Genomic DNA, 21,629 nt, shown 5'->3' with positions numbered 1-21,629 from the left:
GGCGGGCACACGCTCTACCCCCCGTCGAAGGCGCTCCTGACCACGGAGGCGCCGGAGCGGAACAGGGTGCCGGGGCCGGGTCTGGCCGCGCCCCGGCCCGCGAGCCGGAGGCCCTCCCAGACGCTCACCTGGTTGGCGGTGAGGACGGTCTTGCCCAGGAGGGCCTCCATCGGTTCGATCAGGTCGGCACTGTGCAGGGCGGTGTCCGGGACGAGGACGGCCTCGGCCCGGGGGTGGTCGTTGGAGATGGCGAAGTCGAGCGCGTCGTCGGGGTCGAGGTGGCCCACCTCGGCGGCGGTGGCGATGCCGTGGCTGGCCATGGACAGCACGGTGACGCCCGCCGCGGCGAGGAACTCCGCGAAGTGCTGGGCGACGTCGTCCGGGTAGGTGGCGGCGACCGCTACCCGGGACAGGCGCAGTTGTCTCAGCGCGTGCACGAAGGCGAAGGACGTGCTGGAGGCCGCGACGCCCGCGGCCTCGCGCACCCCCCGGACCTGTTCCCGGGCGCCCTCCCAGCCGTACACGAAGCTTCCGCTCGTGCAGGCCCAGACCGCGGAGTCGACCTCCAGCGCGGCGAGCTCCCGGGCGCCCTCGGCGAGCACGCCCTCGCTGCCGACGTCCAGCAGGGCGTCCACCCGGTGGGCGTCCTCGCGCATCAGCGTGTGCACCACGGGGAGTTCGACGTCCCCGCCGAGTACCGAGGCGAAGGTCTTGTAGTCGTCTTCGGCGCTGTGGCCTGGGTACAGGATTCCGACACGGGTCATGGTTCTCCTTCGGGCGCGGGCGCCCTCCCTGACGGTGGTCAGGCGGCGCTGGGCGCGGCCACGTCGAGCAGTCGCTGTCCGTGGGCCACGGCCCGACGGTCGGCGGCCCGCAGCAGGTCCCACATGGTGACCTGGTTGGCCGCTATCACCGGTTTACCCAGTTCTCGTTCCAGGGGCGCGATGATGTCGTAGGTGAGGACGTTGGTGCAGCTGATGTACACGGCCTGCGCGTCCGGGCGGTCCACCTCGTGCACCGCCCGGGCGACCTCGGCGTAGGTGACCCGCCAGATGTGGCTGAGCAGGCCGAGTCCGATGCTGGAGGTGACCCCCACGCCGTGTTCGGCGAGGTAGCCGAGGAGGCGTTCGGTCACGCTGTCCACGTAGGGGGTGACCACGGCGATCCGGTCCGCCTCCAGGGTTCTCAGGGCCCGGATGAGCGCCCCCGAGGTGGTGACCGCGGCCGGGGCGCCCGCGGCCAGCATGGTCCGGTGGAGTTCCCGTTCGCCCGCCGCGCCGTGTACGAAGCTGCCCGAGGCGCAGGCGTAACCGACCGCCAGGGGTTCGGGGGCCAGGAGTGCCCTGACCGCCCTGGTCACCCCCTTGCCCTTGCTGAGGGCGGCGGCCTGGTCGACCGTCACCGGGACGTGCACGTACGGCAGGCGGGTGAGGTGCAGCGAGACGTCGTCGGGTGCCCACCGCCACAGTTCACGGTCGAGCGCGAAGTCGTAGGGCGCGATCACACCGATCCCCGCCTGCCACGGGGTCAGCATCGTCCCGGACAGTTCGACGGCCCCGCGCGGGACGGTCTGCTCGGGTACGGGTGCGGTCGCCTGCAGGGGCGCGTGTTCGGCGCCGTGCTCCGGTCGGTTTCCCTCGGTCCGCATCGGTCACTCACCTCCCAGGGGGTGCTCTCTCGGGGTGTCGGGTGGGGCTGTCGTCCGGTGGGGCCGGTCAGCGGTCGAGCCGTTCGTACAGGAGTCGTTCGCCGACGCTGCCGGAGCGCCAGACGTCGTTGCACGCCTCGGCCATGGCGGGGAGGTTCTCGACGACGGTGCCGAACACGTTGCCGGGCACCCAGCCCACGTCCCCGTTGAGCAGGAGGTTGTTGCGGCCGTAGAAGAGGGCGAGGTCGATGACCCCGGGCAGGTGGTCGATGCCCTTGTCCTCCTTGAAGCTGCGGTCGAGCATGCCTCCGTCGAAGGAGAAGTAGACGAGGTCGCCGGGGATCGGGGTGACGGTGGGGTTCTCCTGGCCCGGTTCGGGGTCGGCGAACCTCGGCACCATCGTGTAGACCTCGTTGCGCGCGTACTTGGCGTGCTGGACGGCGCCGCCCTGCGGGAGGGCGTTCCACACCGCGTCGCAGGTGCGGGGCGCGTCCTTGTCGAGCAGTTCCGCCACGCAGGAGACCCCGCGTTCGGCGAGTGTGACGGTCATGTACCTGGGCACGTGGGGTCCCTTCGACGGATGGGCGGGGATCCTGGTCGGCCGTCTGAGTCACGAGAACGTTGATTGTCGACAATCTTATGATCAACATACCGAAGGCGGCAATAGACCCCCGGGTGCACGGGTATCCCCCCGACGTCGGGCGGGTATGTCGCGCCCTTTGATGCGGAAACAGCCCTTTTGTGGATTGTTGACAATCCTATGGCAGCTCCCTAGCGTTTCCCGTGCAGGGCGGACCCTCACCTCCCGACGGCAAGGCAGTCAACCGTCGCAACCGGAAAGCGCGCGCCCGTGAACAGTTCCAGCACCACCCCTTCCGCCCCCGAACGCCCGCGCCTCCTCGTCCTCCGGGGCGACGACCTACCGCCCGGGCACGAACGCATCGACGACCATCCCGGCCTCGGCGAGGTCGTCTACACCACCGCCGACGAACTGTCCGCCAGGCTCCCCGGCGCCGACGCCCTGCTCGTGTGGGACCTGTTCACCGAGGCGCTGTCCTCCGCCTGGCCCAAGGCCGACTCCCTGGGGTGGGTGCACGCCGCCACCACCGGCGTGGACAACCTGATGTTCCCCGGTCTGGTGGAGAGCGGCGTCGTCGTCACCAACTCGCGCGGGGTGTTCGACGAGCACATCGCCGAGTACGTCCTCGGGCAGGTCGTCTCCTTCGCCAAGGACTTCCACCGCAGCTGGGACTACCAGCGGGAACGACTGTGGAAGCACCGTGAGACCGAGCGGGTGGCGGGTGCGCGAGCCCTGGTGGTCGGCACCGGTCCCATCGGCCGCGCCATCGCCCGCAAGCTCCGTGCCGTCGGCATGGACGTCCGCGGCTCGGGCAGTCACGCCCGGGACGGCGACCCCGACTTCGGCCACGTCGCCGAGTCCAGCCTGGCCGAGCGGGCCGACAACGGCGGGCGCACCCTGCACAGCGAACTCCCCGAGGCCGACTACGTGGTGATCGCCGCTCCGCTGACCCAGGCCACCCAGGGCCTGGTCGACCAGAGCTTCCTCGACCTGATGAAGCCGACCGCGCGGCTGGTCAACGTGGCCCGCGGCCCCATCGTCGTCCAGTCCGACCTGGTCAACGCCCTGGACCGGGGCTCGATCGCCGGAGCGGCACTGGACGTCTTCGAACGGGAACCGCTCAAGGCCATCAGCCCGCTGTGGGGCCTGCCCGGGTCCGTCGTCTCGCCGCACATGTCCGGTGACGTGGTCGGTTGGCGCGACGACCTGGTGGAGCTGTTCCTGGACAACCTCGCCCGCTACCTGGACGGGCGGGAACTGTGCAACGTCGTGGACAAGAGCCGGGGTTACGTACCCGGCTGACCCCTCGCGTGACTTGGGAGGCTGAAGTGACGATCCGTTCCGACCGGGCCGAGACCGACAACGCTGGTGCGGCCGTCGGTGCGGCCGAAGGATCCGCCGGGGCCGAGGCGGGGGCCGCACGCGGCGTCCCGCCGGCGCGCTCCGGAGATCCCGTGACACCGGCCGACCTGTCCGCCGAACAACTCCTGCACGCCTACTCCACCGGGGAGCTGTCCCCGGTGGAGGCGGTGGAGGCGGTGCTCGAACGCATCGAGCAGGACAACCCCGCTCTGAACGCCTTCTGCCTGGTGCGCCCGGAGGAGGCCCGGGAGGCGGCCCGCGCCTCCGCCGAGCGGTGGCGGCGCGGCGAGCCCTCCGGGAGGCTCGACGGGGTGCCCGCCTCCGTCAAGGACATCCACCTGACGAAGGGCTGGCCCACCCTCAAGGGCTCGGTGACCTCCTCGCAGGAGGGCCCCTGGGAGGAGGACTCACCGGTGGTGGCCCGGATGCGCGAGCAGGGGGCGGTCTTCGTCGGCAAGACCACCACCCCGGAGCTGGCCTGGAAGGGCGTCACCGACAACCCGCTCACCGGGATCACCCGCAACCCGTGGGACCTGGCCACCACCCCCGGCGGCTCCAGCGGGGGCGCGACGGCCGCGGTGGCGGCCGGGATGGGCCCGCTGGCCACCGGGACCGACGGGGGCGGTTCCATCCGGATACCGGCCAGCTTCAGCGGGGTCTGCGGGATCAAACCCACCTGGGGCCTGGTCCCGCACTACCCGGCGAGCCCGTTCGGGTCGCTGGCGCACACCGGGCCGATCACGCGGACCGTGGGCGACATGGCGCTGATGCTGGACGTGATCTCGGGCTTCGACTCCCGGGACTGGATGGCGATGCCGACGCCGGGGCCCGGCCTGGCCGAGGCCGGACGCGGTACCGACCCCGGGGAGCTGGTCCGGGGGCTGCGGATCGCCTACAGCCCAACCCTGGGCGGCCTGGACGTGGACCCGGAGGTGGCCCGTACGGTCGCCGAAGCGGTACGGGTGTTCGAGTCGCTGGGCGCCGACGTGGAGGAGGCGGACCCGGGCCTGCCGGAGTCCGTGGACGAGTTCCACGTGCTCTGGTACTCGGGTGCGGCCAAGGCCACGGAGAAGCTCACCGAGCGGGAGCGCGAACTCCAGGACCCCGGTCTGCGGGAGATCATCGAGGAGGGCCTCACCTACTCGGCGCAGGACTACCTGACCGCGATGGCCCTGCGCATGGCCATGGGCGCCCGGATGGGCCGCTTCCACGAGACCTACGACCTGCTGCTGACGCCGACCATGCCGATCGTGGCCTTCGAGGCCGGGCTGGAGTCGCCGCCGGAGCTCGCCGGACGACGGTGGACGTCCTGGGCCGGGTTCAGCTACCCGTTCAACATGACCCAGCAGCCCGCCGCGAGCGTGCCCTGCGGGTTCAGCGGTTCGGGGCTGCCCATCGGCCTCCAGGTGGTGGGGCCCCGCCACTCCGACGCACGTGTGCTGCGGGCCTGCCGCGCCTACGAACTCGCCCGCCCCTGGGCCGCGCGGCGGCCGTGACCCGCGGTGGTCGGTGACGAGATGGTGACGATGGGGCGACGGTAGTCACACCCGCACCGGCCGTGATCAGGCATGTTGCTCCCCGGGCAGGATTTTTGTCCGATTCCAGGACCTTTGCCCGGGGAGTTCGGTGCTCTAAGGCCCCCGCTGGACCCCCCGCAGGCGTTAACGTCTTCCTCGAAGGGGTGTCACGTGCGCGCGAACGCGGGATGGGGAGAGAGATGACTGGCGGTGGGGCCGAGGGTGCTCGGAAGCAGATCAGGGTCTTCCTCGTCGACGACCACGAGGTCGTCCGGCGCGGTGTGGCCGCGCTGCTGGAGACCGAGGACGACATGACCGTGGTGGGTGAGGCCGGGACCGCCGAGCAGGCGCTGGCGCGGATCCCCGTCGTCCTGCCCGACGTCGCCGTGCTCGACGTGCGGCTGCCCGGGGGTTCCGGCGTCCAGGTGTGCCGGGAGATCCGCTCCGACCACCCCCAGATCGCCTGTCTGATGCTCACGTCCTTCGCCGACGAGGACGCCCTCTACGACGCCGTCATGGCCGGTGCCGCCGGCTACGTGCTCAAGCAGATCCACGGCGCCGACCTGGTCGGCGCGGTGCGCACGGTCGCCGCGGGCGGCTCCCTGCTGGACTCGGGCAGCACCGGGGCGATGCTGGAGCGGCTGCGCGGCGCCCAGGCCGAACCGGACCCGCTGGCGGAGCTGACCCCGCAGGAACGGCAGATCCTCGACCTGATCGGTGAGGGCATGACCAACCGACAGATCGGCGAGCGACTGTACCTGGCCGAGAAGACCGTCAAGAACTACGTGTCCGCACTGCTGGCCAAGCTGGACCTGAAGCGCCGGACCCAGGCCGCGGTCCTGGTCGCCGAACTCCGCGGCCGCCGCTACTAGGGCGCCCCACCGGGGCGCCCCTTCCCGGGCCTGCGCCCCGCGCTGGGCCCCGCACCGCCGCGTGCGGTGCGCCCCTGCCCCGGCGACCTGCGAGGATGAGGATTCCCTCATGTCCGCTTCATCCGGACGCCGTCTTCCTCGGGGATGCTCGACAGGTATGAGATCACCTCTGGTACCGCTGGCCGTCGGGGCGCTGACAGTCGTCGCCGCCGTGACCGCCGCCCTGCTCTGGGTGTTGTTCCTGCGCACCCCCGACCCGGCGCCCGCCGCCGAGGTGGTGGTCGGGGAGTCTCCCGGGGCCGCCGAATCCGAACCCGAGGACGACGGGGTGGTCGCCCCCCTCCCTCCCGTCACCGACTGGGGCGGGGAGGGCTCCGCCGAGAGTCCCGGCCCCTCCCCCGCTCCGCCGACGGGCTTCCCGTTCGACTGCCTCGACGAGGGCACGGACCACGAGGCCTGGGGAGAGGACGAGTGGGACGACTGGTGGGAATCCTGCCTGGACGCGCGGTACGAGGACGGGGACGACGATGACGGCTGACCACGAGGGTTCCCCCGACGCCACCACCCCTCCTCCCCCGGGTACCTCCGGCCCGAGGTCGGACGGCACCGCGGTCCTGCCCACCCTCGTCATGCGCGGTCCCCAGCCCGAGGTGCCCCAGCACCGCCGGGTGCCCGCACGGCTCCTCATCATGGTGTGGGTCGTCCTGCTGATGGCCGCCGTCCTCGTGCTGGTCAACGTCCTCACCTGGAGCGCGCTGACCGCCCGGACCGACGAACGGGTGGACACGGCCCTCAGCCAGGAGATCGCCGAGTTCCAGGAGTTCGCGGCGATCGGGGTCGACCCCGGAACCGGAGAGGCCTTCACCGACGTCGCCTCACTCATCCGGGTCCACCTGGAGCGCCAGTACCCCGAGGACTCCGAGATCCTCTTCGGCTGGGTCGACGGCCCCGAGGGCTCGGGCGGGTCGGCGGACCCCGGGGGCCGGGGCGCCGACGGCACCGAGACGGGGCGCATCCGGCAGGGGCAGGAACCGCCGCACGACCTGTCCGGGGACCCCGCCGCGGTGGCGGAGATCCTGGACTCCCCCGACGCCCGCGGCGTCCTGGACACCCCCGCGGGCCCGGTCGAGTGGGAGAAGATCCGGGTGCTCGCACCGGAGGGCGGGGACGACGCGGCGGGGTGGTTCGTGATCGGCTACTTCACCGCCCGGGACCACGGCACCGACGCCGGGGCCATGGGCACCCTCGCCGTGGTGAGCGCGCTCGGCCTGGCCGCCGCGGCCACCGCCTCCTGGTGGGTGGCCGGGCGTATCCTCGCCCCGGTCCGGCTGGTCCGGCAGACCGCCGCGGAGATCTCCGAGGAGGACCTCACCCAGCGCATCGAGGTGTCCGGGCGGGACGACATCGCGGCCCTGGCCGAACAGTTCAACAGCATGTTGGACCGGTTGGAGGGGGCGTTCACCGCCCAGCGCCGGTTCGTCGACGACGCCGGCCACGAGCTTCGCACCCCCATCACGATCGTGCGCGGCCACCTGGAGCTCATGGGCGACGGCCCCGAGGAGCGCCGGGAGGTGGTCCGGCTGGTCACCGACGAGCTGGACCGGATGGGTCGCATCGTCGAGGACCTGCTGGTGCTGGCCAAGGCCCAGCAGCCCGACTTCGTGCGCCTCCGGCCGGTCTCCCTGGCCGAGCTCACCAGCGACATCGACGCCAAGGTCCGGCAGCTCGGCGACCGGGACTGGCGGTTGGAATCCCTGGCGGAGGAGACCGTGCGCCTGGACCCCCAGCGCATCACCCAGGCGATGGTCCAGATCGCCGCCAACGCCGTGCGGCACACCGGCCAGGGGTCCACCGTGCGGCTCGGTTCGGCGGTCGACGGCTCCCGGGTCCGGCTCTGGGTGGCCGACCAGGGGCCGGGCATCCCCGCCGAGGAGCACGGCCGGATCTTCGAACGCTTCTCCCGGGGCGGCGGCGCCGCGCGCGGGGACCGCGGCGCCGGCCTGGGCCTGGCCATCGTCCGCGCCATCGCCGAGGCCCACCACGGACGGGTCGACCTGCGTTCCGCGCCCGGCGCCGGGTCCGTGTTCACCCTCGTCCTGCCCCTCGTCCCCCTCGACAGCCGCGTTGGAAGGGAACACCTGTGAGCCGGGTACTCATCGTCGAGGACGAGGAACGGATCGCCTCGTTCGTCCGCAAGGGCCTGACCGCCAGCGGCTTCACCGCGACCGTCGTCGGTACCGGCGGGGAGGCCGTCGACTACGCGGTCACCGGGGGCTTCGACCTCATGCTGCTGGACCTGGGGCTGCCCGACACCGACGGCTTCGACGTCCTGCGGCGCATCCGTGCGATGGGCGTGGACACCCCCGTGGTGATCCTCACCGCACGCGACGGGGTGCGCGACACGGTGACGGGGCTGGAGATCGGCGCGGACGACTACGTGACCAAACCGTTCCGGTTCGAGGAACTGCTGGCGCGGGTCCGGCTGCGGATGCGGGCCGAGCGGCCCGGCGCCCTGACGGTGCTGGTCGCGGGCGGACTGTCCCTGGACCTGCGCACCCGGCGGGTGACGGTGGACGGGACCGCGACGGACCTGACGGCGCGCGAGTTCGCCCTGCTGGAGCTGCTCATGCGGCACCCGGGCCAGGTGCTCACCCGCCAGCAGATGCTCTCCCACGTGTGGGGTTACGACTACGACCCGGGTTCCAACGTGGTGGACGTGTTCGTGCGCGCGCTGCGCCGCAAGGTGGGTTCGGAGCGCATCGTGACGGTACGGGGGATGGGGTACCGGCTCGACGACTGAGCGGTCGACGGCCCCCCCCCCGCCGGCCCGTGACCGCCCGGGCCACGCGCGTACCGACACCGGTGCTCCGGGGTCCGTCCGGAGGAGGGGCCGCTGCCCTAAGCTCCGGTCATGGTCATCCTCGGTTTGGTGTTCGCGCTCGTGGGCGCGCTCGTTCACGTGTACATCTTCGTCCTGGAGTCGCTCCTGTGGACGTCCCCGCGCGGCCGGGCGGTGTTCGGCACGACCGAGGAGGGGGCCCGGGCGACCCGGGAACTCGCGTTCAACCAGGGTTTCTACAACCTCTTCCTGGCGGTGGCCGTGGTCGTGGGCACCGTGCTCGTGGGCACGGGGGCCACCGGCGCCGGGGCCGCCCTGGTGTACGCCGGCGCGGGTTCGATGGTGCTGGCCGGAACGGTGCTCGCCGTCTCCTCGCCGGGCAAGCTCCGTCCCGCGCTGATCCAGCTGGCCCCGCCCCTGGCGGGCGTGGTCCTGCTGACCCTCGGGCTCCTGGGGTGAGGGCCGCCGGAGCCGCCGGGGTATGAGCGGGGCGGCCTCGGGTCCGGCTGCCGTCCGCGGCCCCTCCCGGAGGGGAGGGCCCCGGAAAGATGAGGGTTCCCTCATCCGCCGCTCACGGGCACCTCACCGGGGTCGGACACCGTGGTCACATGTTCTGGTTCGCTCTGGCGGTCGACCTGGCCGCGATCACGGTGTTGTCCTACGTCCTCTACTTCCGCAGGCACGGCCGGCGGGACCTGCTGCTCGCCTACGCTGCGCTCAACGTCGGCATCTTCGCCGTGGTGTCGATGCTGACCCAGCAGGAGGTGGGCCTGGCGGTCGGCTTCGGCCTGTTCGGGGTGCTGTCGATCCTGCGGCTGCGTTCGGACCTGATCAGCCAGGGGGAGATCGGCTACTACTTCGTGGCGATAGCCCTCGGCCTGGTGAACGCGGTCGCCGCCCCCGCCCCGGGGCTCCTGTTGGGGCTGAACGCGCTCCTGCTGGCCGTCCTCTACGTGGCGGGGCACCCGAGGCTGTTGGCCCGCACCCGGCGGCGGATCATGACCCTGGACGTGGTGCACGAGGACCCGGTGGCGCTCCGGCAGGACCTGGAGGGGCGGCTGCGCGGCCGGGTGAGGCACGTGGACGTGACCGAGGTGGACTACGTGCGCGACCTCATGGTGGTGGACGTGCGCTTCCAGGAGCCGAGGCTGGACGCGGTCCCGGGTCCGGCCACCGGGCGCCGGGCACCGATGGCCGCCTGGTGGAGTGACCGTTGATCCTGCGCACCCCCGGAACGACGGCCCCCGTCCCAGGCCCTCCCGGGCTGACCGGGCTACGGCCCGTGTCCCTGGCCGAGCTCAACGAGCGCGCCGCCCTGGTCACCCGCACCTGCCGCAAGTACCTGCTTCCCGCCGAGCTGCTGCCCGAACTGTTCGCCGGGGCCGAGCGGCGGTTCGGGGTGCTGGAGATCGGCGGCCGGACCTCCTTCCTGTATTCGTCCACCTACCTGGACACCCCGGAGCTGCGGACCTTCCACGACCACCGGCAGGGGCGGCGGCTGCGCTACAAGGTGCGCACCCGTACGTACGTGGACACGCGGACCCGGATGTTCGAGGTGAAGCTGAAGGGCGCGCGCGGGATCACCGAGAAGGTGCGGACCGAACTCCCCATGGACGCCCCGGTGGACCGGCTGACCTGGCGGACCCGGGAGTTCCTCGACCGCTCCCTGGGCCGGTGCCGGATGGACCCTCCGGGCGTGCTGCTGCCCGCCGCGGTGACCGACTACCGGCGGACCACGGTGGCGGCGCTGGACGGTCGGGAGCGGGTGACCGTCGACCACGATCTGGTCGGGTACCGGAACGGCTGGGCGGTGCGGATGCGGCCGGACGTGGTGCTGCTGGAGGTCAAGACCCGGGGCGGGCTGACCGACACCGAACGGCGCCTTCACGGGCTCGGCGTGCGCGAGGCGCGGTTCAGCAAGTACGCGGCGGCGCTGGCCGCCCTCGAACCCTCGTTGCGCGGCAACCGCTGGCACCGGGCGATGGGCCACTGCATGGGCCACCCCGAACCGGCCGGGGCCCGTGGCCCCTCCCCGGGAGGGGTTCGCGAACACGCAGGTGAGAGCGGTGAACGTTTCACGTGAAACATCCGGCCCCACCCGCACGGGAACCGAACGGCAGGCGACCGCCGCCTCGTAACCGGTCGAGGCGGCGGTCTGAGCCGTGAGCCCTCTCCCGCTACAAGAGGGGGACCACGACTCCTCAGATGTTGCCAGGCGCGGTGCCGGAAGTCACGCCGGTGTCCCGCGCCCCGCCCGGCGGACGGGGACGCGGGACACCGACACCAGGGCCAGGGCCAGGTCAGTCTCCGGGGCGCAGGTCCAGCCCGCGGAGGAGCTGGGCGTTGAGCGCGACGATGATGGTCGACAGGCTCATCAGCACCGCACCCACGGCGGGGGCGAGCACGAACCCGACGGGCGCCAGGACACCGGCGGCCAGTGGCACGGCCACGATGTTGTAGCCCGCCGCCCACACGAGGTTCTGGATCATCTTCCGGTAGCCCGCCCGGGACAGTCGGCGCACCGACACCACCCCGCGTGGGTCGTCCGAGGCCAGCACCACCCCGGCGGACTCGATGGCCACGTCGGTCCCGGCCCCGATCGCGATGCCCACGTCGGCGCGCGCCAGCGCCGGGGCGTCGTTGACCCCGTCACCGACCATGGCGACCCGGCGCCCGCGTTCCTGGAGGTCGCGGACGACCGCGTCCTTCTGGTCCGGGAGGACCTGGGCGAACACCTCGTCCAGCCCCAGCTTCGCGGCGACGGCGTCGGCGACGTTGCGGGCGTCACCGGTCACCATGGCCACGCGCACCCCCTGTTCCTGGAGGCGCAGAACGGCGGCGGCCGATTCGGGGCGGACCTCGTCGGCCAGGGCCAGGGCGCCGGCCACGGCCCCGTCCACGACGACGTGCAGGACGGTCGAACCCTGTTCCCGCCAGGGCCGGGTGCGTTCGGCGAGGGTGTCGGGCTCGGCGAGGTCCAGGTGCTCCAGGAGCGCGGGGCCGCCGACGTACACCTCGGTCCCGTCGACGGTGGCCTGGACGCCCCGTCCGGTGAGGGAGCGGAAGTCCGAGGCCGCGGGCACCGGCCCGGCCTCCTCGGCGGCGCGGACGACGGCCCTGGCGAGCGGGTGCTCGGAGTCGGCTTCCACCGCCCCGGCCAGGGCCAGCACGCGCTCGACGGACTGTTCCCCGGTGGCGGCGGTGTCGCTGACCGCGGGCGCGCCCTTGGTCAGGGTGCCGGTCTTGTCGAAGAGCACCGTGTCCACCAGGCGGGTGCGCTCCAGCGCCAACCGGTCCTTGACCAGGATGCCGTTGCGGGCGGACAGGGCCGTGGAGATCGCGATGACCAGCGGGATGGCCAGCCCCAGGGCGTGCGGGCAGGCGATGACCAGCACGGTGACGGTCCGTTCGACCGCCTGGCTGCCGTCGCCGAGCAGCAGGCCCCAGACCACGGCGGTGATGACCGCGGCGGTGAGGGCGAACCAGAACAGCAGGGCGGCGGCCCGGTCCGCCAGTGCCTGTGAGCGCGACTTCGACTCCTGGGCCTCGGTGACCAGGCGCTGGATCCCGGCGAGCGCGGTGTCCTCGCCGACCGCGTCCACCCTGACCCGGACGGAGGAGTCGGTGGCGACGGTTCCGGCGACCACACGGTCGCCCTCGGAGCGGGTGACGGTGCGGGACTCCCCGGTGATCATCGACTCGTCCACGGCGGCGCGGCCCCGGACGACGGTGCCGTCGGCGGGGACCCGGCCGCCGGAGCGGACCAGGACGGTGTCCTCGGCGCGCAGGTCCGCGATGGCGACCTCCTCGACCTCACCGTCCGAGCCGACCCGTTCCGCCTGGTCGGGCAGGAGTGCGGCGAGGGCCTCCAGCGCCCCGGAGGCCTGGCCGAGGGCGCGCATCTCCAGCCAGTGCCCGAGGAGCATCACCACGACCAGCAGGACGAGCTCCCACCAGAAGTCGAGTCCCGAGCCCACCACGCCGAGGGTGGCGAGCATGCTCGACCCGAAGGCCACGGTGATCGCCATCGCGACCAGGGTCATCATCCCGGGGCTGCGTTCGCGCAGCTCCCCCGGGACCCCGGCGAGGAAGGGCCACCCGCCATAGAGGTAGACGACCGTACCCAGGACGGGAGGCACCCAGGTGAGGGCGTCGGGGACGTGGTAGCCGAGCCATCCGGAGATCATGTGGCTGGTGAACACCACGGGGACGCTCAGGAGCAGGCTCCACCAGAATCTGGTGCGGAACATCGCGGCGTGGTCGCCGTGGCCCCCGTGGCCGTGCCCGCCGTGGCCTCCGTCGTGGTCCCCGCCGTGTTCACCGCGGGCCCCGGGGTCTCCGTGGTCCTGCCGGCTGCCGTGGTCCTGTCGGTGTTCGGTGTGTTCGGAGCCGCGCCGTCCTGTACTCATCTGATTCCCTCCCTGTCCGAAAATACCTCTGAGGGGTATCTGAGCCGGGGACGCCCGCGCGATCCGCGCGCCCCTACCGCAGGTATACCCCCTAGGGGTATTTCAGGCAAGGCCCCGGGCCCGCGGCCCCGGCCTGGACACGGACGGGCCCGGACACACGGGAACGCCCGCCGGACGACGGCGGGCGTTCCCGTGTGTGTTACCGGTCGGGAGCTAGGCCTTGGCCTCGGCACCCCTGCCGTACCAGGGCCACCACTGGACGGTGTGCCCGTGCGGGATCATCCGGTCCAGGCGGATCGTGAGCCTCAGCGCGAACCCGCCCGCGATCATCCCGGCCACCAGGTCCGTGAACCAGTGGAAGTGCAGGTAGATCGAGACGGTCGACTGGAGGATCGCGATGCCCACGATGCAGTAGGCCAACCGCTTGATGATGTGCGGCCGGGCAGCGCCGAACCTGATGATGAGGAACAGCACCAGCCCGTAGATGAGGATCGCGTTGGCCCCGTGCCCGGAGGGGAAGGCGACGTTGCCCGCCCCGGCGAAGAAGTCGGGGTCGTAGTTCTTGGCATGGCCCCGGCTGAACAGCAGCTTCATCACGGAGACCATCGACATCATGCCGAAGACGCCGCCCGCCCCCAGGATGATCGGTCGCCAACTCCGGTGCCAGTAGGCCAGCTGGAGCGTGGTCACGCCCAGGACCGGCAGGGCGACGTAACGGGAGGCGACGTTGTCGGGCCAGAAGATCAGGGGCTCGCGCAGGGCGTCCCAGTAGGGCCGGTGGAACTCGTTCAGGAAGTTGTCCACCGGGTGGAGCGGCCCCGCGGCCAGCATCGTCATGACGATCAGCGCGACGAAGAGCATGATCGCGATCCGGTCCGAGGCGAGCCCCCACGCGATCTCACTCACACTCGGCCACTTGACGGCGCGCACGACGGGTGGCCCCGGCGCGTGCTCCTTGGCTCGCACCACGGGAATGGGGCCGCTGTAGGGGCCGGGGTCGGGCTTGCGCTGCTCCGGCTCGTGCGGCGTTGACTGTCTGGACCGCGCGCGCCGGGTCCGCGAAGGTTGCGTCATGTGCTCAGTGCTGTCTCACACGTTGTGGGCTTGCCTGTGGCACTGCTGAGGCGTGGGGGACGGGCTAGCCGAGGTTGTTGGGACTGGTCCTGACGTTCCCGGGGCCGACACGGGGTGTTGGTAACGTACCGGGGGGCTCTCCCCCCGCACCCTCGTTCGACGGTCGAACCTTCGGACTGGTTCACGGCGTTCGTGACCGGCCCTGCGCAGGCTCGACTTCCAGGGAACGGAACTGGTCGACAGTGGCGCCCTCGTTGGCGCCCGTCACCGCTTCGGTTCGGTCGGTCAGCGCGGGTCAGTGCGCTCTCGTGAGCCCGTCGCCGTGAGGCGGGTAACGTCCCGCACGGCTTCGGGGTGAATGTTGCCAACATGCGAGCCTACCCGGACACTTCCCCTCATTGGTGGTTCCGCGGGTCAAGTGTGACCCTTCCACCTCGGACTTTGCCCTGGGACCACCCCCGGTACCGACGCACTTCACTCGGGAGCGACCGGTTCGTGAGGCTTCCGTTAGCTGTTCGAGGCCGACCGTCCGGTCGACCCGCACAGGTGTGGCACTCTTCAAGGAGCCTGTCAGACGCTGGAGTGTGCGGGCCCGTGTACTGGTCGTACGCGGGCCGGAAAACGGAAGGGCCCTGGATGGTCGACCTCCCACAGTTGCCGGACGACCCCTCGAAACTGGCTCGTGAGCCGTTGCGGGAGCAGATCCGGCAGGTACTGGTCGAGGGTCTGCTGTCCGGACGGTGGCAGCCCGGCGAACGCATCGTGGAACGCAGGGTCGCGACGGAGCTCAGGGTCAGCCAGGCACCGGTCCGCGAGGCCCTCCGCGAGCTGGAGACTCTGCGGCTCATCGAAACCGTGCCGAACAAGGGGGCCAGGGTCAGGGCCTTCGGTGTCCAGGACATGGCGGAGATCTACCCGGTCCGCGCCGGTCTAGAGCTGGTGGCGGCACAGTTGGCCGCCCCGCGCCTGGCCGTGGACCCCTCCTGCCTCGAACGCGAGGTGGAGGCCCTGCAGCGGGCCACCGCCCGGGGGGACGTCACCGAACAGATCCGGCACAGCGTGGAGTTCCACCGCGAGGTCGTGCGGGCCGCCGACAACAGCGTGCTCCTGCACACCTGGGAGTCCCTGGGCGTGGAGGTGTGGACGGCCCTGTCGGTGCGCTGGCTCAACATGGAACTGCACGCCAAGGCGGCCGACCACGCGCAGATCACGCGGGCCTTCCGGGATGGGGATCCGGCCGTGGGCCAGATGCTCAGCGACCACGTCCTGAACTACGTCGAGGCTGCGCTCAAGACCCACGAGGGCAGTCACTGACGCCCGCCTGAGGACCGCCCGGCCGCCCTGACCCGTCGGCCCGGCCGACCGTTGGCCGGACCCCCTCCTGCGCCCCGCATGTTGGACTTCCGCCATCACCTGGTGCTTTGCGCCAAACTTCGGGTATCTGCCGTAATGTTGTATTGATCGATCATCGATCAGACCGTAGAGTGTGCGCGACGCACGTCACAGCTCCGAACGCGCGTATCCCTGGTGGTACGGGGTCGTTCATCCGGCCGGTGAACGAACTCGGACGGCCTCCCGGCGGATGCTTACGGCACTCCAGACCGGGAAGCAATGCCGTCAAGGGTTACCTGCGCGACAACTGCACACGCGACCCGCATCGCTTCGCGTCCGAAACCGGGCCCAGCCACGGCCCGGACCCGGACGCGCCCCGCAACAGCCACAGTGCCGCCGCCGATGAGCCCGGCGGCGGCACACGCCAGGACCACGCCCGACAGCGGGTCCCTGGCGGGTCACGCCACCCGGCCCACAGGCCGGGGCGGCGAGGCCTCACGCGCACGTAGAAAGGCACACCATGGCTGACACGGCCAAGCCGAAGGGCGGCACCGCCCGGGGCTCCGCGTCCCGGCGCCGGGGCCGCAAGGACACCGGCCTCGGCAACGAGAAACCGGAGACCCTCCTCGACTACTACCGCCAGATGCTCTTCGTCCGACGCTTCGAGGAGCGCACCGGGCAGGCCTACACCCAGGCCCGCATCGGCGGTTACTGCCACCTCAACCTCGGCGAGGAAGCCACCGTCGTCGGCCTGATGACCGCACTCCAGGAGCGCGACTACCTGTTCACGAACTACCGTGACCACGGGTACGCGATCGGCAAGGGCATGGACCCCAAGCGGGTCATGGCCGAGCTCTACGGACGCGCCGACGGCGTCTCCAAGGGCTGGGGCGGCTCCATGCACATGTACGACACCGAGACCCGCATGCTCGGCGGCTACGGCATCGTCGGCGGCCAGCTTCCCCTGGCCACCGGTGCGGCGCTCGCCGTCACCTACCGCGGCGGCGACGAGGTCGTCATGTGCCAGATGGGCGACGGCACCACCAACATCGGCGCCTGGCACGAGTCCCTCAACATCGCCAAGCTGTGGAACCTGCCGATCGTCTTCGTGGTGGTCAACAACTTCACCGGCATGGGCACCACCGTGGACATGTCCTCCGCCGAGCCCGAGCTGTACAAGCGCGGCGGCGCCTTCCGCATCGAGGGCGAGCGCGTCGACGGCCGTGACGTCCTGGCCGTCCGCGACACCGCGACCCGGCTGATCGAGCGGGCCCGCGAGGAGCAGACGCCCTTCCTGCTGGAGGCGTGGAGCTACCGGCAGAAGGGCCACTCCGTGGTGGACCCGGCCAAGTACCGCACCGACGAGCAGCGCGACGAGGCCCGTTCCGAGGAGAACGACCCGGTCGCGCTCTTCGACGAGCGGCTGGCCAAGGCCGGGATCCTCACCGACGACCTGCGCGAGGAGATCGCCGCCTCGGTCAAGGCCGAGGTCACCGAGGCCGCCGACTTCGCGGAGAACAGCCCGAAGCCGGACGTGTCCACGCTCTTCGACTACACCTACGCCACTCCGGTGCCGAACGAGTCGCGGCGCATGCCCGCCGACCCGGTGTTCGCGGAATAGGGAAGGAACCACTCACATGTCCGTGATCACCTACCGCCAGGCCCTGCGGGACACCCTGCGGGCCGAGATGGTGCGCGACGAGAACGTCCTCGTGATCGGCGAGGAGATCGGCGTCTTCGAGGGCTCCTACAAGATCACCGAGGGGCTCCTCAAGGAGTTCGGCCCCCGGCGGGTCAAGGACACCCCGATCGCCGAGGAGGGCTTCGTCGGTGCCGCCGTCGGCGCCGCCATGCTGGGTCTGCGCCCGGTCGTGGAACTGATGACGATCAACTTCTCCCTGATCGCCATCGACCAGATCATCAACCACGCCGCCAAGATCTACGGGATGTTCGGCGGCCAGACCAGCGTCCCCATGGTCATCCGCACCCCCGGAGGCGGTGGCCAGCAGCTCGGCGCGACGCACTCGCAGAACATCGAGCTGTTCTACTCCTTCATCCCCGGCCTCAAGGTGATGGCTCCCAGCACCCCGGCCGAGGCCTCCTCGATGCTGCGGGCGGCCATCCGCGACGACGACCCGGTCCTGTTCCTGGAGAACCTGGGCCTGTACAACTCCAAGGGCGAGGTCCCCGAGGACTACGCCGAGGCCTCCTGCGACGAGGTCGCGACCATCGGTCGCGCCGGCGTGTCCCGCGAGGGCAGCGACATCACCCTGATCGGCTACTCCCGGATGGCCACGGTCGCGAACCAGGTCGCCGAGAAGCTGGCCGAGGAGGACATCAGCGTCGAGGTCGTGGACCTGCGCAGCCTGCGCCCCCTCGACCGGCAGACCTTCGTGGACTCGGTCAAGAAGACCGGTGCCGCGGTGATCTGCGAGGACGACTGGCTCACCTACGGGATCGGCGCGGAGATCGCCGCATCGATCCAGGAAGGGGCCTTCGACTACCTGGACGCCCCGGTACGCCGGGTGGCCATGGCCGAGGTGCCCATGCCCTACGCCAAGCCGTTGGAGACCGCCGCTCTGCCGTCGGTCGAGTCGATCAGCACCGTGATCAAGGAGACCCTGAGCGCCGTCGGCAAACGGGTCGGGTAGAGGGAGTAGTCAATGAGCGAGATCCACATGCCGCGCCTCTCCGACACCATGGAGGAAGGCGTCATCTCCACCTGGGTCAAGAAGGTGGGGGACAAGGTCGCCTCCGGTGACGTGCTGGTCGAGATCGAGACCGACAAGGCCGTCATGGAGTACGAGGCCTACGAGGACGGCTACCTCGTCAAGCAGAACGCCTCCGAGGGCGACACCGTCCCGATCGGCGAGGTCATCGGCTTCATCGCCGACTCCCCGGACGCGGTGCCCGAGGACTCCGGCACGCCCTCCGCTCCGGCTTCGGAGAAGAAGGAGGACGAGGCCGACGAGGAGAAGGAGAGCGCGGAGGAGGCTCCCAAGGGCGAGGAGAAGCCCGCCGAGTCCGGGTCCGCCGCTCCGTCGGCCCCCTCCGGCGGCGGTGACGCCCCCGCGGACCGCCCCCGTACCTCCCCGCTGGCCCGCCGGCTGGCCAAGGAGTACGGCCTGGACATCACGAAGATCAAGGGGTCCGGGCCCAAGGGCCGGATCGTGCGCGCCGACATCGAGGCCGCCGCCAAGGAGGGTCCGGCCGCCGAGTCGGCTCCGGCCGCCCAGGAGAAGGAGGACAGGCCCGCCGCCGCCAAGGCGCAGACGGCTCCGTCCTTCGACGACGGGCGCGACTCGGAGCAGGTCAAGACCAGCAACGTGCGCAAGGTGATCGCGCGCCGCCTGACCGAGAGCAAGCAGACGGTCCCGCACTTCTACCTGCGCCGGGCGATCGACGCCGAGCCGCTCAAGGCCTTCCGCGGCCAGATCAACGAGCAGCTCTCCAGCACGGGTGTGAAGGTCAGCTTCAACGACCTGATCGTGAAGGCCTGCGCCACCGCGCTCAAGCTGCACCCCGCGGTCAACACCTCCTGGGTGGACGACAACCTGGTCCAGCACAACCGGATCAACGTCGGTGTGGCGGTCGCCGTGGACGCCGGTCTGGTCGTGCCGGTGCTGCACGACACCGACAAGGCGACCCTGTCGGAGATCTCCACGAACACGCGTGAGCTGGCGGGCAAGGCCCGGGACAACAAGCTCAAGCCGCAGGAGATGAGCGGTGGCACGTTCAGCGTGTCCAACCTGGGCATGTTCGGCGTGGACAGCTTCTCGGCGGTGATCAACCCGCCGGAGGCCGCCATCCTCGCCGTGGGCGCCATGCGCCAGGAGCCGGTGGTGGTGGACGGCGAGGTGCAGGTGCGCAACCGCATCGCGCTGGAGCTCTCGGTGGACCACCGCGCGGTCGACGGTGCCGTGGGCGCCGCCTTCCTGAAGGAACTCGCGGAGATCCTGGAAGAGCCCATGCGGATCATCCTGTAGCGACTCCGTACGCGACGCCCCGGCCGGGTCCCTTCCGGCCGGGGCGTCCTGCGTCGGCGCGGACCGCCACAGGTTGTCCACAGCCTGTGGACAGAGGTTCGGCTAAAGGATCAGCCTGGCGAGCTGGCCGATCATCATCCCCGCGACCAGCACCGCCCCGTAGCTCGGAACGGCCCAGCCGCGCCAGCGGCGCGGGGTGCGGCGATGACGACCGCGCGGGAGCGGAGCGGGTTCGGGCTCGGGTCCGGTCACACCCGCTCCCCCGGCCGCCCGTCCCTCCGATCCCCCATGGTCCTTCGCCACGCGCATCCACCCGGGCAGGACGCCGTGCGCCAACCGGTGGGCGACCTTCGGGTTGCCCGCCATCTGCCGCAGGAGGTGCTGTTCGCGGACCTGCCGGGTTCCCCTTACCGGTGCGGGGGTCCGGGAGAACCGGCGTCCCCGGGGAGCGTCCAGGACCGACCGCACCCTCGTCTCGACCGTGGTCACCGGTCACCACCGCCCAGCGCGAACTCGGCCCACACGGCCGTGCCCAGGTCCGAGCAGAACGGGAAGGGCACGACCGGGTAGGTGCCCCACCTGGCGGCGAGCACGTCCACCAGCAACAGGCCCCGACCGCGTTCGGCGCTCAGCCAGTCCCCTGCCAAGCGGTCCGGGATCTCCGGCGAGGACTCGCGGGCTCCGTCGTCAACGACCACCAGGCGCAGTACACCCGGCTGCGGAGCGAAGAGCGCCCGCAGCACCCGGCCGTCCGGGGCTCCCGACCGGCTGTGCTCGATCGCGTTGGCCACGATCTCGCTCCCGCACAGGACGGCGGCCTCCGCCAGGTCCTCTCCGAACCCGGCCAGGTCGGCGCGCAGGTCCGCACGGACGGTGCTCATCTGGGCGAGATCACCCGGATAGATCCGCGCCTGCCAGCGGGCAGGGCTCACGTGGGGCACAATGGTCATGTCGACAACTCGCTTTCTTGATGGATGGTCTTGTCGGCCTGCTCTGGGGGTGTTGGTGCACCCGCCAGAGCTTTTCTCTTGGTTGCCCCGGTTACGGGGCAGCGGTGGTCCCGGGTGCGGGGGTCAGCGCGTGGCCGTGATGGTGTGCCCGCAGTGGCGGCAGGTGGCGGTGGCCGTGTTGCCGTGTCTGACCGGTGGTTGGTCCGGGACGTAGTCGTGCCCTGCGGTGCCGGGACACGTGGTCTGGTTGTCCACGCCGCCTCACGGGGGCTGCGGGCGGAGCGGGCCCCGCGGGCTCACCTCTGTTCTTCCAGGTGGTTCCAGGGGTTGTCGGTGAGGTCGTAGGCCAGGGTGAACCAGACCTTGCGGGTGATGGGGACGCCGTTGTCGCCCCACTCGGAGGCCAGGGCGTCGATCATGGCCAGACCGCGACCGGCCTCGGCGTCGGGGTCCAGCCCGCGCGGGTCGGCGCTCAGGTGCCGGGGGTGGTCGGCGTCGAAGGAACCGAGGGGCTGGGTGCCCTGGTCCTGGCAGGTCAGCCGGAGCCCGTGCCGCAGGCGTTCACAGGTCAGGGAGTAGTGGCCGAACCGCTCGCCCGAGCGCGTGTGCCGGATCGCGTTACTCGCGAGTTCGCTGCCCAGCAGGGTGAAGAGGTACTGGTAGTCGGGGTTCTGGCGCTCGGCGCAGGTGTGCAGGAAGGCACGGACCAGCGGCATCTGGAGGGGTCCGGCCCCGAACTCGTAGCGGCGGTGACGGAAGGGGGCCCGGCCGGAGTCCGGGTCGAAGTAGTGCCGGTGCTTGGACTGGACGGTCGCGAGCAGCGGCAGCGTCACCTCCGGGAGCTCAAGAGTCCGCGCCTTCACGCGACCATCCCCATGTCAGCAGAGACAACCGCGCTGGCCCCGCACTGGAGCACGAAGCGACGGACCCGAGAAGCCCGGCGTCCAACCTCTTCCGAAGATCCCAAAGACTGTTTCGTGAACTGTCGCATTTTGCACTGCCCTCCAGAGGAAGTCATCACTGAAGCATGCTGCTCACGATGAACGCTCTGACTACCCCC

General features: G+C 71.2%; 21 protein-coding genes. 13 read left to right on the top strand and 8 right to left on the bottom strand.

The genetic code is table 11. The features are described from left to right. Positions 1–14: 14 nt before the first annotated feature. The 3 genes from ACUKCB_RS21790 to ACUKCB_RS21780 form a co-directional block, all read right to left on the bottom strand. The gene (locus tag ACUKCB_RS21790) at positions 15–764 is read right to left on the bottom strand and encodes a maleate cis-trans isomerase family protein (protein WP_473037435.1); all 750 of its coding nucleotides are present in this window, start codon (positions 762–764) and stop codon (positions 15–17) included. Between the two features lie 38 nt (positions 765–802). Continuing rightward, positions 803–1,648: a maleate cis-trans isomerase family protein gene (locus ACUKCB_RS21785; protein ID WP_473037434.1), complete on the bottom strand. Its 846-nt coding sequence runs from the start codon at positions 1,646–1,648 to the stop codon at positions 803–805. Positions 1,649–1,715: 67 nt separating this feature from the next. Next, positions 1,716–2,198, bottom strand: a complete 483-nt coding sequence (locus ACUKCB_RS21780) for a DUF3830 family protein (protein WP_191268072.1) — start codon at positions 2,196–2,198, stop codon at positions 1,716–1,718. A gap of 300 nt (positions 2,199–2,498) precedes the next feature. Between ACUKCB_RS21780 and ACUKCB_RS21775 the strand changes: the two genes are divergently transcribed. The 9 genes from ACUKCB_RS21775 (at position 2,499) to ACUKCB_RS21735 (ending at position 10,901) form a co-directional block, all read left to right on the top strand. Then, positions 2,499–3,530 (top strand): D-2-hydroxyacid dehydrogenase, encoded by a 1,032-nt coding sequence (locus ACUKCB_RS21775; RefSeq protein WP_473037433.1) that lies wholly within the window; start codon positions 2,499–2,501, stop codon positions 3,528–3,530. Positions 3,531–3,556: 26 nt separating this feature from the next. Next, positions 3,557–5,086 (top strand): amidase, encoded by a 1,530-nt coding sequence (locus ACUKCB_RS21770; protein WP_473037432.1) that lies wholly within the window; start codon positions 3,557–3,559, stop codon positions 5,084–5,086. A 221-nt stretch (positions 5,087–5,307) separates the two neighbouring features. Continuing rightward, positions 5,308–5,979 (top strand): response regulator, encoded by a 672-nt coding sequence (locus ACUKCB_RS21765; RefSeq protein WP_473037431.1) that lies wholly within the window; start codon positions 5,308–5,310, stop codon positions 5,977–5,979. Between the two features lie 157 nt (positions 5,980–6,136). Next, positions 6,137–6,517 carry a hypothetical protein gene (locus ACUKCB_RS21760; protein WP_473037430.1) on the top strand — a complete coding sequence of 127 codons (381 nt, stop codon included), beginning with the start codon at positions 6,137–6,139 and terminating at the stop codon, positions 6,515–6,517. Continuing rightward, positions 6,507–8,123, top strand: coding sequence for a sensor histidine kinase (locus ACUKCB_RS21755; RefSeq protein ID WP_473037429.1), 1,617 nt, complete (start codon positions 6,507–6,509; stop codon positions 8,121–8,123). The genes ACUKCB_RS21760 and ACUKCB_RS21755 overlap by 11 nt, the downstream gene beginning before the upstream one ends. After that, positions 8,120–8,779 carry a response regulator transcription factor gene (locus ACUKCB_RS21750; RefSeq protein ID WP_473037428.1) on the top strand — a complete coding sequence of 220 codons (660 nt, stop codon included), beginning with the start codon at positions 8,120–8,122 and terminating at the stop codon, positions 8,777–8,779. The genes ACUKCB_RS21755 and ACUKCB_RS21750 overlap by 4 nt, the downstream gene beginning before the upstream one ends. Before the next feature lie 111 nt (positions 8,780–8,890). Then, on the top strand, positions 8,891–9,277 hold the full coding sequence (locus ACUKCB_RS21745; RefSeq protein ID WP_473037427.1) for a DUF1304 domain-containing protein: 387 nt from the start codon (positions 8,891–8,893) through the stop codon (positions 9,275–9,277). Between the two features lie 149 nt (positions 9,278–9,426). Then, a complete protein-coding gene (locus ACUKCB_RS21740) occupies positions 9,427–10,035 on the top strand; it encodes a DUF4956 domain-containing protein (protein ID WP_473037426.1) in 609 nt (202 codons plus the stop codon). 2 nt (positions 10,036–10,037) lie between these two features. Beyond that, complete coding sequence (locus ACUKCB_RS21735; RefSeq protein WP_473041097.1) at positions 10,038–10,901, top strand: polyphosphate polymerase domain-containing protein; 864 nt, start codon at positions 10,038–10,040, stop codon at positions 10,899–10,901. Between the two features lie 217 nt (positions 10,902–11,118). On the opposite strand, the gene ACUKCB_RS21730 is transcribed toward ACUKCB_RS21735, so the two are convergent. Together ACUKCB_RS21730 and ACUKCB_RS21725 are read right to left on the bottom strand one after the other, a co-directional pair. Beyond that, positions 11,119–13,068 (bottom strand): heavy metal translocating P-type ATPase, encoded by a 1,950-nt coding sequence (locus ACUKCB_RS21730; protein WP_473041096.1) that lies wholly within the window; start codon positions 13,066–13,068, stop codon positions 11,119–11,121. 372 nt (positions 13,069–13,440) lie between these two features. After that, complete coding sequence (locus ACUKCB_RS21725; RefSeq protein WP_473041095.1) at positions 13,441–14,157, bottom strand: phosphatase PAP2 family protein; 717 nt, start codon at positions 14,155–14,157, stop codon at positions 13,441–13,443. 780 nt (positions 14,158–14,937) lie between these two features. Here ACUKCB_RS21725 and ACUKCB_RS21720 point away from each other — a divergent pair. The 4 genes from ACUKCB_RS21720 (at position 14,938) to ACUKCB_RS21705 (ending at position 19,619) form a co-directional block, all read left to right on the top strand. Next, positions 14,938–15,615 carry a GntR family transcriptional regulator gene (locus ACUKCB_RS21720; RefSeq protein ID WP_473037425.1) on the top strand — a complete coding sequence of 226 codons (678 nt, stop codon included), beginning with the start codon at positions 14,938–14,940 and terminating at the stop codon, positions 15,613–15,615. A gap of 538 nt (positions 15,616–16,153) precedes the next feature. Then, positions 16,154–17,254 carry a pyruvate dehydrogenase (acetyl-transferring) E1 component subunit alpha gene (pdhA, locus tag ACUKCB_RS21715; protein ID WP_473037424.1) on the top strand — a complete coding sequence of 367 codons (1,101 nt, stop codon included), beginning with the start codon at positions 16,154–16,156 and terminating at the stop codon, positions 17,252–17,254. 16 nt (positions 17,255–17,270) lie between these two features. Continuing rightward, positions 17,271–18,284 (top strand): alpha-ketoacid dehydrogenase subunit beta, encoded by a 1,014-nt coding sequence (locus tag ACUKCB_RS21710; RefSeq protein ID WP_191267915.1) that lies wholly within the window; start codon positions 17,271–17,273, stop codon positions 18,282–18,284. Between the two features lie 12 nt (positions 18,285–18,296). Beyond that, a complete protein-coding gene (locus tag ACUKCB_RS21705) occupies positions 18,297–19,619 on the top strand; it encodes a dihydrolipoamide acetyltransferase family protein (RefSeq protein ID WP_473037423.1) in 1,323 nt (440 codons plus the stop codon). 102 nt (positions 19,620–19,721) lie between these two features. Here ACUKCB_RS21705 and ACUKCB_RS21700 read toward each other — a convergent pair whose 3' ends face one another. From ACUKCB_RS21700 to ACUKCB_RS21690, 3 genes are all read right to left on the bottom strand, one after another. Beyond that, complete coding sequence (locus tag ACUKCB_RS21700; RefSeq protein ID WP_473037422.1) at positions 19,722–20,108, bottom strand: hypothetical protein; 387 nt, start codon at positions 20,106–20,108, stop codon at positions 19,722–19,724. Next, positions 20,105–20,569: an ATP-binding protein gene (locus ACUKCB_RS21695; RefSeq protein WP_473037421.1), complete on the bottom strand. Its 465-nt coding sequence runs from the start codon at positions 20,567–20,569 to the stop codon at positions 20,105–20,107. The genes ACUKCB_RS21700 and ACUKCB_RS21695 overlap by 4 nt, the downstream gene beginning before the upstream one ends. A 296-nt stretch (positions 20,570–20,865) precedes the next feature. Beyond that, the gene (locus tag ACUKCB_RS21690; RefSeq protein ID WP_473037420.1) at positions 20,866–21,432 is read right to left on the bottom strand and encodes an ATP-binding protein; all 567 of its coding nucleotides are present in this window, start codon (positions 21,430–21,432) and stop codon (positions 20,866–20,868) included. Between the last annotated feature and the right edge of the window lie 197 nt (positions 21,433–21,629).

Source organism: Nocardiopsis moroccensis, from assembly GCF_055763695.1.
This window is presented reverse-complemented; position numbering and strand designations above follow the sequence as displayed.

Excerpts from the sequence above, each read along its gene's own strand:
- ACUKCB_RS21790 (WP_473037435.1), bottom strand. The coding sequence starts at position 764 with ATGACCCGTGTCGGAATCCTGTACCCAGGCCACAGCGCCGAAGACGAC.
- ACUKCB_RS21785 (WP_473037434.1), bottom strand. The coding sequence starts at position 1,648 with ATGCGGACCGAGGGAAACCGACCGGAGCACGGCGCCGAACACGCGCCC.
- ACUKCB_RS21780 (WP_191268072.1), bottom strand. The coding sequence starts at position 2,198 with ATGACCGTCACACTCGCCGAACGCGGGGTCTCCTGCGTGGCGGAACTG.
- ACUKCB_RS21765 (WP_473037431.1), top strand. The coding sequence starts at position 5,308 with ATGACTGGCGGTGGGGCCGAGGGTGCTCGGAAGCAGATCAGGGTCTTC.
- ACUKCB_RS21760 (WP_473037430.1), top strand. The coding sequence starts at position 6,137 with ATGAGATCACCTCTGGTACCGCTGGCCGTCGGGGCGCTGACAGTCGTC.
- ACUKCB_RS21755 (WP_473037429.1), top strand. The coding sequence starts at position 6,507 with ATGACGGCTGACCACGAGGGTTCCCCCGACGCCACCACCCCTCCTCCC.
- ACUKCB_RS21745 (WP_473037427.1), top strand. The coding sequence starts at position 8,891 with ATGGTCATCCTCGGTTTGGTGTTCGCGCTCGTGGGCGCGCTCGTTCAC.
- ACUKCB_RS21740 (WP_473037426.1), top strand. The coding sequence starts at position 9,427 with ATGTTCTGGTTCGCTCTGGCGGTCGACCTGGCCGCGATCACGGTGTTG.
- ACUKCB_RS21730 (WP_473041096.1), bottom strand. The coding sequence starts at position 13,068 with ATGTTCCGCACCAGATTCTGGTGGAGCCTGCTCCTGAGCGTCCCCGTG.
- ACUKCB_RS21720 (WP_473037425.1), top strand. The coding sequence starts at position 14,938 with ATGGTCGACCTCCCACAGTTGCCGGACGACCCCTCGAAACTGGCTCGT.
- pdhA (WP_473037424.1), top strand. The coding sequence starts at position 16,154 with ATGGCTGACACGGCCAAGCCGAAGGGCGGCACCGCCCGGGGCTCCGCG.
- ACUKCB_RS21710 (WP_191267915.1), top strand. The coding sequence starts at position 17,271 with ATGTCCGTGATCACCTACCGCCAGGCCCTGCGGGACACCCTGCGGGCC.
- ACUKCB_RS21705 (WP_473037423.1), top strand. The coding sequence starts at position 18,297 with ATGAGCGAGATCCACATGCCGCGCCTCTCCGACACCATGGAGGAAGGC.
- ACUKCB_RS21695 (WP_473037421.1), bottom strand. The coding sequence starts at position 20,569 with ATGACCATTGTGCCCCACGTGAGCCCTGCCCGCTGGCAGGCGCGGATC.